Origin of the sequence: Pseudacidovorax sp. (genome assembly GCF_017991995.1) — a bacterium.
Taxonomy (GTDB): domain Bacteria; phylum Pseudomonadota; class Gammaproteobacteria; order Burkholderiales; family Burkholderiaceae_C; genus Xenophilus.
In genome coordinates, this window is record NZ_JAGOPN010000020.1 from 1 (window position 1) to 13367 (window position 13367).

The following is a 13367-nucleotide window of genomic DNA, read 5'->3' on the forward strand; positions in this document are numbered from 1 at the left end:
AGTTCTACTTCCGCACGACGGACGTGACCGGCGCGATCGAGCTGCCGAAGGACAAGGAAATGGTGATGCCTGGCGACAACGTGTCGATCACGGTGAAGCTGATCGCCCCGATCGCCATGGAAGAAGGCCTGCGCTTCGCCATCCGCGAAGGCGGCCGTACCGTCGGCGCCGGCGTCGTGGCCAAGATCATCGAGTAATTATTCGGTGTTCCGGGACGCTCACCGTCGTGGTGGCGTCTCGAAGCCTGTTGATCAGGTCTTAGGGGTATAGCTCAATTGGCAGAGCGTCGGTCTCCAAAACCGAAGGTTGTAGGTTCGATTCCTACTGCCCCTGCCACCTCCTAGTGGGTGGCGATGGGTCCGGAACCTCACAGCACGGATCCAGCCGACTCCGATTCGGCGAAAACGAACAGATTCAAGCCCGCCGCGCTCCGGCGGGCTTCGGCGTCTTCCGAACAGGCGTCTATACAGGCCGCAAGGCCAGGAATTTGCCGAGATGGCCACAACTCAAATCGAAACGGTCCAGACGGGCGCCGACAAGGCCAAGCTGGCGGCAGCCGTGGTGCTGCTGCTGGGTTCGCTGGTGGCGTTCTACATGCTGGCCCGGCAGGGGGCATGGGTTCAATGGGGCGTGCTGCTGGTGGGCATGGCTGCGGCCGTGGCCGTCTTCGCCGTCTCCGAGAGCGGAAAGCGTCTTTACGGCTTTGGTCGTGACGCCTGGCGCGAAGTGCGCAAGGTTGTGTGGCCGACGCGCAAGGAAGCCATCCAGATGACCGCCTACGTCTTCGCCTTTGCGGTGATCATGGCGCTGTTCCTGTGGGTGACGGACAAGACCCTGGAGTGGTTCTTCTACGACCTGCTGCTGGGCTGGAAAAAGTAATGAACGACACCGTCGACAACGACACCACCGCCCCGGCGCAGCCGGCCAATCCGGACCTGCGTTGGTATGTCGTCCATGCCTATTCGGGGATGGAGAAGGCCGTCGAGCGCAATATCACCGAGCGCATCAACCGCGCGGGCATGCAAGGCAAGTTCGGCCGCATCTTGGTGCCCAGCGAAGAGGTGGTGGACGTCAAGAACGGCCAGAAGCGCACCATGGAGCGCCGGCTTTTCCCTGGCTATGTGCTGGTCGAGATGGTGATGGATGACGACACCTGGCACCTGGTCAAGCACACAAGCAAGGTGACGGGCTTCGTGGGCGGTGCCAAGAACCGGCCTGCGCCGATCTCGCAGCGTGAGGTGGACGAGATTGTCAACCAGATGCAGCAGGGCACCGAGAAGCCTCGCCACAAGGTGGAGTTCATGGTGGGCGAGCTGGTGCGTGTCAAGGAAGGCCCGTTCACTGACTTCAACGGCACTGTCGAGGAAGTCAACTACGAAAAGAACAAGCTGCGCGTGTCCGTGATGATCTTCGGCCGCGCAACGCCGGTGGAACTCGGCTTCGCCGAGGTCGAGAAGACCTGAGACAGAGACAAGAACGCGGCTGGCAGCGCCAGTCGCGGCTTCGGGTGGTCCGCGCCTTTCGACTCGGCGGTCCGCCTTTTTCCTGAGTCGCAACCCCGGGGAGCCGCGGAAACATCCGTGGCGCTATCACCCGCAAGGAGTCAAGCATGGCGAAGAAAATCGTCGGCTTCATCAAGCTGCAAGTGCCGGCAGGCAAGGCCAACCCCTCGCCGCCGATCGGTCCCGCGCTGGGTCAGCGTGGCCTGAACATCATGGAGTTCTGCAAGGCGTTCAACGCCCAGACCCAGGGCGTCGAGCCCGGTCTGCCGCTGCCGGTGGTGATCACCGCCTTCGCGGACAAGAGCTTCACCTTCATCATCAAGACGCCTCCGGCGACCACGCTGATCAAGAAGGCGATCAAGCTGGACAAGGGCTCGGCCAAGCCGCATACCGACAAGGTCGGCAAGATCACCCGCGCTCAGCTCGAGGAGATCGCCAAGGCCAAGATGAAGGATCTGACCGCCGCCGATCTGGACGCCGCAGTGCGCACCATCGCCGGCTCGGCCCGCTCGATGGGCGTGAACGTGGAGGGCGTGTGAGATGGCCAAGCTGACCAAGAAGGCAAAGGCCCTGCAGGGCAAGGTCGAGACCACCAAGCTGTACCCGCTGGCCGACGCGCTGGCGCTGGTGAAGGAACATGCCACCGCCAAGTTCGATGAGTCCATCGACGTGGCCGTGCAGCTGGGCATCGACGCCAAGAAGTCGGACCAGGTGGTGCGTGGTGCCGTCGTGATGCCCAACGGCACCGGCAAGACCAAGCGCGTGGCCGTGTTCGCCCAGGGCGCCAAGGCCGAGGAAGCCAAGGCCGCTGGTGCCGACATCGTCGGCATGGACGACCTAGCTGCGCAAGTCAAGGCGGGCGACATGCCCTTCGACGTGGTGATCGCTGCCCCTGACGCGATGCGCGTGGTCGGTACGCTGGGTCAGATCCTGGGCCCGCGCGGCCTGATGCCGAACCCCAAGGTCGGCACCGTGACCCCCGACGTCGCCACGGCCGTGAAGAACGCCAAGGCCGGCCAGGTGCAGTTCCGTGTCGACAAGGCCGGCATCATCCACGGCACCATCGGCCGCCGCTCCTTCGACAGCGACAAGCTCCAGGGCAACCTGGTGGCGCTGATCGACGCGCTGAACAAGGCCAAGCCGGCCACCAGCAAGGGCGTGTACCTGCGCAAGGTCGCCGTGTCGTCCACCATGGGTGTGGGCGTGCGCGTGGACACGCAGTCCATCGCCCAGGCCTGAGCCTGAACGTGATTTGCCGGGCTGTCCTCGGACGGCCCGGCGGATGTGGTGGGCCGGGGCCTTCTTCCTATGGAAAGGGGCTCCGGGTCATCCAAGACCGCTGGCGGCGGCCGGGGTGCGAACCCCGGCGCCTTAATCGACCGAAAGTCGGCCAGCGCAGATGGCGATCCCACTGCAAGGAATTCCGGTTCCGAAACAGTTGGTCGCTGCATGAAGGCGTCGTCCGGGCAACCGGGCGACATTGAAAAGGAGTAGACCTTGAGTCTGAATCGCAGTGAGAAAGAAGCGGTCATTGCTGAAGTGACCGGCCTCGCCGCTAAAGCTCAAACGCTCGTCCTGGCGGAATATCGTGGCATCACGGTGGCCGACATGACCCGTCTGCGCAACGCAGCCCGCGACAAGGGTGTGAGCCTGAGTGTTCTGAAGAACACGCTGGCTCGCCGTGCCGTGGCTGGCAGCGCATTCGAAGTCGTCGGCGACCAGATGACCGGTCCGCTGATCTATGGCTTCTCCGAAGACGCCGTCGCTGCCGCCAAGGTGGTGGCCGACTTCGCGAAGACCAACGACAAGTTGGTGATTCGCGGTGGCGCTTTCGGTGGCAAGGCCCTGGATGTGGAAGGCGTGAAGCAACTGGCCAACATTCCTACCAAGGAAGTGCTGCTGGCCCAGCTGTGCGGCTTGCTGATGTCGCCGATCTCCCGCACCGCCGTGGTGCTGGGTGCCCTGGCGGCCAAGCGTGGCGAAGGCGCTGCAGAAGAACCTGCAGCCGAGGCCGCCGCGGCCTGATCCATTGATCGCGCGGCAATCAACCCAATCTGTTTTAGGAAATCAACATGGCATTCGATAAAGACGCATTCCTGACCGCTCTGGACAGCATGACGGTCCTCGAGCTCAACGACCTGGTCAAGGCCATCGAAGAGAAGTTCGGCGTGAGCGCCGCTGCAATGGCCGCTCCGGCCGCCGGTGGCGCCGCTGCCGCTCCGGCCGCCGAAGAGAAGACCGAGTTCAACGTCGTGCTGACCGAAGCCGGCGCGAACAAGGTGTCGGTCATCAAGGCCGTGCGCGAAATCACCGGCCTGGGCCTGAAGGAAGCCAAGGACCTGGTGGAAGCCGCTCCCAAGGCCGTGAAGGAAGGCCTGGCCAAGGCCGACGCCGAAGCCGCCAAGAAGAAGCTGGAAGAAGCCGGCGCCAAGGTGGAACTGAAGTAATTCAGGCCCCTCTGGAGGCTGGAAGTGCCCTCGCGGGCCTTCCAGCCTTTGCCGCTTTCAGAGCGCACCCGAAAGCCGCATCGATGCGGTGGCTTTCGAGTGTCTTCTGACCCCGACTGCAGAAGGACTCTTGGTTCGGGCGATGTGCAATGCATCGCCGTCCGCCATCGGCTGGTAGTGGCCAGCCGCCAAGCAGGAACGCCCGCGCGTTGCTGACCCTAGTCGCTGATGATCTCAAGCCCCGGAGCTCTCATGGCCCAAGCATCGACCTACAGTTATACCGAACGCAAGCGAATCCGCAAAAGCTTCGGCAACCGCGACAGCGTCGTCCAGATTCCCTACCTTCTGCAGATGCAGAAGGACGCCTACACCGCCTTCCTGCAAGCCGCCTCGGCGCCCCAGAAACGCAGCGACGAAGGCCTGCAAGCCGCATTCAACGCCGCCTTCCCGATCGTCTCCCACAACGGTTTCGTGGAGATGAAGTTCCTGGAGTACAACCTGGCCAAGCCCGCCTTCGACGTGCGCGAGTGCCAGACCCGGGGCCTGACCTTCGCCTCGGCCGTGCGCGCCAAGGTGCAGCTGATCATCTACGACCGCGAGTCCTCGACCTCGCAGTCCAAGGTGGTCAAGGAAGTGAAGGAACAAGAGGTCTACATGGGCGAAGTGCCCCTGATGACCGACAAGGGCTCCTTCATCATCAACGGCACCGAACGCGTGATCGTGTCGCAGCTGCACCGCTCCCCCGGTGTGTTCTTCGAGCATGACAAGGGCAAGACACACAGCTCGGGCAAGCTGCTGTTCTCTGCCCGCGTGATCCCCTACCGCGGCTCCTGGCTGGATTTCGAGTTCGACCCGAAGGACATCCTGTACTTCCGCGTCGACCGCCGCCGCAAGATGCCGGTCACGATCCTGCTGAAGGCCATCGGCCTGAACCCGGAATCGATCCTGGCGAACTTCTTCGTCAACGACAACTTCCGCCTGATGGACAGCGGCGGCCAGATGGAGTTCGTCTCCGAGCGGTTGCGCGGCGAAGTCGCACGCTTCGACATCACCGACAAGGCCGGCAAGGTGATCGTGGCCAAGGACAAGCGCGTCACGGCCCGCCACACCCGTGAGCTGGAGCAGTCGGGCACCACGCACATCAGCGTGCCGGAAGACTTCCTGGTCGGCCGCGTGCTGGCCCGCAACATCATCGACCCCGACACGGGCGAGGTGCTGGCCAAGGCCAACGACGAGCTGACCGAGACCGTGCTCAAGAAGCTGCGCACCGCCGGTGTGCAGGAGATCCAGTGCATCTACACGAATGAGCTGGACCAGGGCGCCTACATCAGCCAGACCCTGCGCATCGACGAGACGGCCGACGAGTTCGCCGCCCGTGTCGCCATCTACCGCATGATGCGCCCCGGCGAGCCGCCGACCGAAGACGCCGTGCAGGCCCTGTTCCAGCGCCTGTTCTACAACCCGGACACCTACGACCTGTCGCGTGTGGGCCGGATGAAGTTCAACGCCAAGATCGGCCGCGAAGAGTCCACGGGCCCGATGGTCCTGACCAACGAGGACATCCTCGCCGTGGTCAAGATCCTGGTCGACCTGCGCAACGGCCGCGGCGAAGTCGACGACATCGACCACCTGGGCAACCGCCGCGTGCGCTGCGTCGGCGAGCTGGCCGAGAACCAGTACCGCACCGGCCTCGCTCGCATCGAGAAGGCCGTCAAGGAACGTCTGGGCCAGGCCGAGCAAGAGCCGCTCATGCCGCACGACCTGATCAACAGCAAGCCGATCTCGGCCGCCCTGAAGGAATTCTTCGGCGCCTCGCAGCTGTCGCAGTTCATGGACCAGACCAACCCGCTGTCCGAGATCACGCACAAGCGTCGCGTCTCGGCCCTGGGCCCGGGCGGTCTGACGCGCGAACGCGCCGGCTTCGAAGTGCGCGACGTGCACGTCACGCACTACGGCCGCGTGTGCCCGATCGAGACGCCGGAAGGCCCGAACATCGGTCTGATCAACTCGCTGGCCCTGTACGCCCGCCTGAACGAGTACGGCTTCATCGAGACGCCGTATCGCCGCGTGGTGGATGGCAAGGTCACGATGGACATCGACTACCTGTCGGCCATCGAGGAAGGCAAGTACGTCATCGCCCAGGCCAACGCCGCGCTGGACGAGGAAGGCCGCCTGACCGGCGACCTGGTGTCGGCCCGCGAGAAGGGCGAATCGATCCTGGTCGGCGCCGACCGCATCCAGTACATGGACGTGTCGCCCGCGCAGATCGTGTCGGTGGCTGCATCGCTCGTGCCCTTCCTGGAGCACGATGACGCGAACCGCGCACTGATGGGCGCCAACATGCAGCGTCAGGCCGTGCCCGTGCTGCGTCCCGAGAAGCCCTTCGTGGGCACCGGCATCGAGCGGGTCTCGGCCGTGGACTCGGGCACCGTGGTGACGGCCACGCGCGGTGGCATCGTCGATTACGTGGACGCGACCCGCATCGTGGTGCGCGTCAACGACGACGAAGCGCAGGCCGGCGAGGTGGGTGTGGACATCTACAACCTCATCAAGTACCAGCGTTCCAACCAGAACACCAACATCCACCAGCGTCCGATCGTCAAGCGCGGCGACAAGCTGGCCAAGGGCGACGTGGTGGCCGACGGTGCCTCCACCGACCTGGGTGAGCTGGCCCTGGGCCAGAACATGCTGATCGGCTTCATGCCGTGGAACGGCTACAACTTCGAAGACTCGATCCTGATCTCCGAACGCGTGGTGGCCGACGACCGCTACACCTCGATCCACATCGAGGAACTGGTGGTCATGGCCCGCGACACCAAGCTGGGCGCCGAGGAAATCACCCGCGACATCCCGAACCTGGCCGAGCAGCAGCTCAACCGCCTGGACGAGTCCGGCATCATCTACGTGGGTGCCGAAGTCACCCCCGGCGACGTGCTGGTGGGCAAGGTCACGCCCAAGGGCGAGACCACGCTGACGCCGGAAGAGAAGCTCCTGCGTGCCATCTTCGGCGAGAAGGCCTCCGACGTGAAGGACACCTCGCTGCGCGTGGACCAGGGCTCCTCGGGCACCGTCATCGACGTGCAGGTCTTCACCCGTGAAGGCATCCAGCGCGACAAGCGTGCCCAGCAGATCATCGACGACGAGCTCAAGCGCTTCCGCCTGGACCTGAACGACCAGCTGCGCATCGTCGAGGCCGACGCCTTCGACCGTATCGAGAAGCTGCTGACCGGCCGCGTCGCCAATGGCGGCCCGAACAAGCTGGCCAAGGGCACCAAGCTGGACAAGGCCTACCTGTCCTCGGTCGAGAAGTTCCACTGGTTCGACATCCGTCCCGCCGAGGACGAGGTCGCCATGCAGCTGGAGTCGATCAAGAACTCGCTGGAGCAGACCCGCCACAGCTTCGACCTGGCCTTCGAAGAGAAGCGCAAGAAGCTCACGCAGGGCGACGAGCTGCCCGCGGGCGTGCTCAAGATGGTCAAGGTGTACCTGGCCGTCAAGCGCCGCCTGCAGCCCGGTGACAAGATGGCCGGCCGCCACGGCAACAAGGGCGTGGTGTCCAAGATCGTTCCGGTCGAGGACATGCCCCACATGGCCGACGGCACGCCGTGCGACATCTGCCTGAACCCGCTGGGCGTGCCCTCGCGGATGAACGTGGGCCAGGTGCTGGAAGTGCACCTGGGCTGGGCCGGCAAGGGCATCGGCCAGCGTATCGGCGACCTGCTGCAGACGCAGGCCAAGGTGGCGGAGCTGCGCCAGTTCCTGGAGCAGTTCTACAACAGCACCGGCCGCAAGGAGAACCTGGACGCCCTGAGCGACACCGACATCGTGGAGATGGCGCACAACCTGCAAAACGGTGTGTCCTTCGCCACCCCGGTGTTCGACGGCGCGACCGAAGAGGACATCCGCGCGATGCTGAAGCTGGCCTTCCCGGACGACATCGCCAAGCTCAAGGGCCTGACCGACAGCCGTACCCAGGCCTACCTCTACGACGGCCGCACCGGCGATCGCTTCGACCGTCCCGTGACCGTCGGCTACATGCACTTCCTGAAGCTGCACCACTTGGTCGACGACAAGATGCACGCCCGCTCCACGGGCCCGTACTCGCTCGTCACGCAGCAGCCGCTGGGCGGCAAGGCCCAGTTCGGCGGCCAGCGCTTCGGTGAGATGGAAGTGTGGGCGCTGGAAGCCTATGGCGCCTCCTACGTGCTGCAGGAAATGCTCACCGTGAAGTCCGACGACGTCCAGGGCCGTACCAAGGTCTACGAGAACATCGTCAAGGGCGAACACGCCATCGAGGCCGGCATGCCGGAATCGTTCAACGTGCTGGTCAAGGAAATCCGCTCGCTGGGTCTCGACATCGAGCTCGAGCGCTCGTAATTGAAAGGGAAAGAGTCACATGAAATCGCTACTCGACCTGTTCAAGCAGTTCACGCCGGATGAGCATTTCGATGCCATCAAGATCGGCATGGCTTCGCCCGAGAAGATCCGTTCGTGGTCCTTCGGCGAGGTGAAGAAGCCCGAGACCATCAATTACCGCACCTTCAAGCCCGAGCGCGACGGCCTGTTCTGCGCCAAGATCTTCGGGCCCATCAAGGACTACGAGTGCCTGTGCGGCAAGTACAAGCGCCTGAAGCACCGCGGCGTCATCTGCGAGAAGTGCGGCGTCGAAGTCACGCAGACCAAGGTGCGCCGCGAGCGCATGGGCCACATCGACCTGGCCGCGCCCTGCGCCCACATCTGGTTCCTGAAGTCGCTGCCGTCGCGTCTGGGCCTGGTGCTCGACATGACGCTGCGCGACATCGAGCGCGTGCTGTACTTCGAAGCCTATGTGATCGTCGACCCCGGCATGACCCCGCTGAAGAAGTTCGGCATCATGACCGAGGACGACTACGAGGCCAAGCGCACCGAATACGGTGACGAGTTCATCGCCAAGATGGGCGCCGAAGGCATCAAGGACCTGCTGCAATCGATCGAGCTCGACACCGAGATCGAACGCCTGCGCGGCGACCTGACCGGCTCCGAAGTCAAGGTCAAGAAGAACTCCAAGCGCCTGAAGGTGCTCGAGGCCTTCCGCAAGTCGGGCATCAAGCCCGAGTGGATGGTGCTGGACGTGCTGCCCGTGCTGCCGCCGGACCTGCGTCCGCTGGTGCCGCTGGACGGTGGCCGCTTCGCGACCTCCGACCTGAACGACCTGTACCGCCGCGTCATCAACCGCAACTCGCGTCTGCGCCGCCTGCTGGAGCTGAAGGCTCCGGAAATCATCGCGCGCAACGAGAAGCGGATGCTGCAGGAAGCCGTGGATTCGCTGCTGGACAACGGCCGCCGTGGCAAGGCCATGACGGGCGCCAACAAGCGCGCGCTCAAGTCGCTGGCCGACATGATCAAGGGCAAGAGCGGCCGCTTCCGCCAGAACCTGCTGGGCAAGCGCGTCGACTACTCGGGCCGTTCGGTCATCGTGGTGGGCCCGACGCTCAAGCTGCACCAGTGCGGCCTGCCCAAGCTGATGGCGCTCGAACTGTTCAAGCCCTTCATCTTCTCGCGTCTCGAAGCCATGGGCATCGCGACGACGATCAAGGCGGCCAAGAAGGAAGTCGAAGCCGGCACGCCGGTGGTGTGGGACATCCTGGAAGAGGTGATCAAGGAGCACCCCGTCCTGCTGAACCGCGCCCCCACGCTGCACCGCCTGGGCATCCAGGCCTTCGAGCCGATCCTGATCGAAGGCAAGGCCATCCAGCTGCACCCGCTGGTCTGCGCCGCCTTCAACGCCGACTTCGACGGCGACCAGATGGCCGTCCACGTGCCGCTGTCGGTCGAGGCGCAGGTGGAAGCCCGCACGCTGATGCTCGCCTCCAACAACGTGCTGTTCCCGGCCTCGGGCGAGCCCTCCATCGTGCCTTCGCAGGACGTGGTGCTGGGCCTGTACTACACCACCCGCGATCGCATCAACGGCAAGGGCGAGGGCCTGATCTTCTCCGACATCGGTGAAGTGCAGCGCGCGCTGGACGCCGGCCAGGTCGAGCTCACCGCCAAGGTGGCGGTACGCATCACCGAGTGGAACAAGGACAAGGACACCGGCGAGTTCGAACCCTCGACCTCCCTGGTGGACACGACCGTCGGCCGCGCGCTGCTGTCGGAGATCCTGCCCAAGGGCCTGCCCTTCAGCAACATCAACAAGGCGCTGAAGAAGAAGGAGATCTCCAAGCTGATCAACGCCTCCTTCCGCCGCTGCGGCCTGAAGGAGACGGTTGTCTTCGCCGACAAGCTGCTGCAGAACGGCTTCCGCCTCGCGACCAAGGCCGGCATCTCGATCGCCATCGACGACATGCTGGTGCCGCCGGAGAAGGAAAAGATCATCGACGACGCCTCGCGCGAGGTGAAGGAGATCGAGCAGCAGTACGTCTCGGGTCTGGTCACGGCCGGCGAGCGCTACAACAAGGTCGTGGACATCTGGGGCCGCGCGGGTGACGCCGTGTCCAAGGTGATGATGGCCCAGCTGTCCAAGCAGAAGGTCACCGACCGCCATGGCAAGGAAGTGGACCAGGAGTCCTTCAACTCCATCTACATGATGGCCGACTCGGGCGCGCGGGGTTCCGCCGCCCAGATCCGCCAGGTGGCCGGCATGCGGGGCCTGATGGCCAAGCCGGACGGCTCGATCATCGAGACGCCCATCACGGCCAACTTCCGCGAAGGCCTGAACGTGCTGGAGTACTTCATCTCCACGCACGGTGCCCGTAAGGGTCTGGCCGACACGGCCCTGAAGACGGCCAACTCGGGTTACCTGACCCGCCGTCTGGTGGACGTGACGCAGGATCTGGTCGTGACCGATCCGGATTGCGGCACCAGCGACGGCACCGCGATGCGCGCCATCGTGGAAGGCGGCGAAGTGATCGAGTCGCTGCGCGACCGAATCCTCGGCCGCACCACGGCCGACGACGTGCTGCATCCCGAAAACCGCAGCGTGCTGGTCAAGGCCGGCGAGATGCTGGACGAGGACGTCATCGAGGTGCTCGAAGCCGCCGGCGTGGACGAGGTGAAGGTGCGCACCGCGCTGACCTGCGCCACCCGCTACGGTCTGTGCGCCAAGTGCTACGGCCGCGACCTGGGCCGCGGTGGCCTGGTGAACATCGGCGAAGCGGTGGGCGTGATCGCCGCCCAGTCGATCGGCGAACCCGGCACGCAGCTGACGATGCGGACCTTCCACATCGGTGGTGCCGCCTCGCGCGCCGCCATCGCCTCGAGCGTGGAAGCCAAGTCGAACGGCATCATCGGCTTCAACGCCACGATGCGCTACGTGACCAACTCCAAGGGCGAGCTGGTGGTGATTGCCCGTTCGGGCGAGATCATCATCCAGGACGAGCACGGCCGCGAGCGCGAGCGTCACAAGGTGCCGTATGGCGCGACGCTGACGATCAAGGCCGACCAGCAGATCAAGGCTGGCACGATCCTGGCCAACTGGGATCCGCTGACCCGACCCATCATCACGGAATTCGCCGGCCAGACGAAGTTCGAGAACGTGGAAGAGGGCGTCACTGTGGCCAAGCAGGTCGACGAAGTGACCGGCCTGTCCACGCTGGTGGTGATCGATCCGAAGCGCCGCGGCGCCGCCAAGGTGGTGCGTCCGCTGGTCAAGCTGCTCGACGCGCAGGGCCAGGAAGTCAAGATCCCGGGCACCGACCACTCGGTGGCCATCGGCTTCCAGGTGGGCGCGCTGATCCAGGTGCGCGACGGTCAGGACGTGGGCCCCGGCGAAGTGCTGGCCCGCATCCCGGTCGAAGGCCAGAAGACCCGTGACATCACGGGCGGTCTGCCCCGCGTGGCCGAGCTGTTCGAAGCCCGCTCGCCCAAGGACAAGGGCCTGCTGGCCGAGATGACCGGCACCATTTCCTTCGGCAAGGAGACCAAGGGCAAGATCCGCCTGCAGATCACCGACCCCGAAGGCAAGGTCTGGGAAGAACTCGTGCCCAAGGAGAAGAACATCCTGGTGCACGAAGGCCAGGTGGTGAACAAGGGCGAAGTCGTGGTCGACGGCCCGGCCGATCCGCAGGACATCCTGCGCCTGCTGGGTTCCGAAGAACTGGCCCGCTACATCGTGGACGAGGTCCAGGACGTGTACCGCCTGCAGGGTGTGAAGATCAACGACAAGCACATCGAGGTGATCGTTCGCCAGATGCTGCGCCGCGTCGTGGTCGAGAACGCCGGCGAGTCCGGCTACATCCAGGGCGAGCAGGTCGAGCGTTCGGAGATCCTCAACACCAACGAGCGTCTCCAGCGCGAAGGCAAGATCCCGGCGGTCTACAGCAACCTGCTGCTGGGCATCACCAAGGCCTCGCTGTCCACCGACTCGTTCATCTCCGCGGCCTCCTTCCAGGAGACGACGCGCGTGCTGACCGAAGCGGCCATCATGGGCAAGCGCGACGAGCTGCGTGGCCTGAAGGAAAACGTCATCGTCGGCCGCCTGATTCCCGCAGGCACCGGCCTGGCGTACCACCAGGCCCGCAAGGCCAAGGAAGCCATGGACGAGGCCGAGCGCCGCGCCATCGCCGATGCGGAAGCCGCCGAACTGGCCGCCTCCACCTCGGACGAATCGGCCGACGCCACGGCCGACGCGGGCGAAGCCCCGGCTGGCGAATAAGCCGTGACGCGCATGGCCCCGCAGGGCCATGCGCCTGCCGCGCAAGACGACCGCATCGCTTCCATGATCGCGTCCCGACGCCCTCCCGCCCTCATCGGCGCGAGGGCGTTTCTTCATTCACCGACCGCCGGGGGTTCGCCATGAACGGCTGGGCCAGTTCGCTGACCAGCTGGGGCGTGATCGCCATCGGCGTGTTCTGGTATGTCGGTGCCCACAACCGGCTCGTGCGCCTGCGTTCGACGGCCGTTCAGGCCTATGCGCAGCTCGATGCCGCGCTGATGGCGCAGGTGCAGCATGTGCAGGCACTCCTCGCCCAGGCGCCGGCGTCTGCCGACGAAGTCCAGCGGGGCCTGGATGCCACGCTGCGTGGCGCCTGCGGACAGCTGGCGACCTCGCTGGGTACGGCCCGGCTTCGGCCGTTGCATGCCCCCACCATGGCCGCGCTGGCGACTGCCGTGCGGGCCTGGGCGGCGGCCTGGCACCAGCATGCCCAGGCCGCGGGCCAGGCCCTGCCGGCCCTGCTGGCCGGCGATTTGCTTGCCGGCACGGCATGGCCGCTGCCGCCCACCCATGTCGAAGTGGCGCAGGCCCAGTTCAATGCCGCGGTGACGCAGTACAACGCGGCGGTTCGCCAGTTCCCGGCCATCCTGGTGGCCTGGCTGGCCCGCTTCAAGGTGGCGGCACCGCTGGTCTGACTCGTCTCGGGTGCAGGGCGCCGCCGTCTTCCGCCGGAGCGCTGCCTGGGCAGCGCACGGGCACCCATTACCATCGCCGTCTTCCTGTCCC

General features: G+C 65.1%; 10 protein-coding genes and 1 tRNA gene. All 11 read left to right on the forward strand.

The window, feature by feature from the left end:
- On the forward strand, positions 1-197 hold a 197-nt coding region (locus KBC94_RS23050; protein ID WP_294375779.1), incomplete at its 5' end, for an elongation factor Tu.
- A gap of 63 nt (positions 198-260) precedes the next feature.
- Positions 261-336: transfer RNA gene (locus KBC94_RS23055), tRNA-Trp, on the forward strand.
- A gap of 159 nt (positions 337-495) precedes the next feature.
- Positions 496-879, forward strand: coding sequence for a preprotein translocase subunit SecE (gene secE, locus KBC94_RS23060; RefSeq protein WP_017762040.1), 384 nt, complete (start codon positions 496-498; stop codon positions 877-879).
- Positions 879-1463: a transcription termination/antitermination protein NusG gene (gene nusG / locus KBC94_RS23065; RefSeq protein WP_234197934.1), complete on the forward strand. Its 585-nt coding sequence runs from the start codon at positions 879-881 to the stop codon at positions 1461-1463. The genes secE and nusG overlap by 1 nt, the downstream gene beginning before the upstream one ends.
- A gap of 146 nt (positions 1464-1609) precedes the next feature.
- Positions 1610-2041 carry a 50S ribosomal protein L11 gene (rplK, locus tag KBC94_RS23070; RefSeq protein ID WP_017762042.1) on the forward strand — a complete coding sequence of 144 codons (432 nt, stop codon included), beginning with the start codon at positions 1610-1612 and terminating at the stop codon, positions 2039-2041.
- A 1-nt stretch (position 2042) separates the two neighbouring features.
- On the forward strand, positions 2043-2741 hold the full coding sequence (gene rplA / locus KBC94_RS23075; protein ID WP_017762043.1) for a 50S ribosomal protein L1: 699 nt from the start codon (positions 2043-2045) through the stop codon (positions 2739-2741).
- Positions 2742-2999: 258 nt separating this feature from the next.
- On the forward strand, positions 3000-3527 hold the full coding sequence (gene rplJ, locus KBC94_RS23080; RefSeq protein ID WP_043118149.1) for a 50S ribosomal protein L10: 528 nt from the start codon (positions 3000-3002) through the stop codon (positions 3525-3527).
- Between the two features lie 47 nt (positions 3528-3574).
- The gene (gene rplL / locus KBC94_RS23085) at positions 3575-3949 is read left to right on the forward strand and encodes a 50S ribosomal protein L7/L12 (protein ID WP_017762045.1); all 375 of its coding nucleotides are present in this window, start codon (positions 3575-3577) and stop codon (positions 3947-3949) included.
- 252 nt (positions 3950-4201) lie between these two features.
- The gene (rpoB, locus tag KBC94_RS23090; protein WP_234197933.1) at positions 4202-8326 is read left to right on the forward strand and encodes a DNA-directed RNA polymerase subunit beta; all 4125 of its coding nucleotides are present in this window, start codon (positions 4202-4204) and stop codon (positions 8324-8326) included.
- Positions 8327-8345: 19 nt separating this feature from the next.
- A complete protein-coding gene (gene rpoC, locus KBC94_RS23095) occupies positions 8346-12581 on the forward strand; it encodes a DNA-directed RNA polymerase subunit beta' (protein ID WP_294375795.1) in 4236 nt (1411 codons plus the stop codon).
- Between the two features lie 140 nt (positions 12582-12721).
- Positions 12722-13276, forward strand: coding sequence for a lema family protein (locus KBC94_RS23100; protein WP_294375798.1), 555 nt, complete (start codon positions 12722-12724; stop codon positions 13274-13276).
- The last annotated feature ends 91 nt before the right edge of the window (positions 13277-13367 follow it).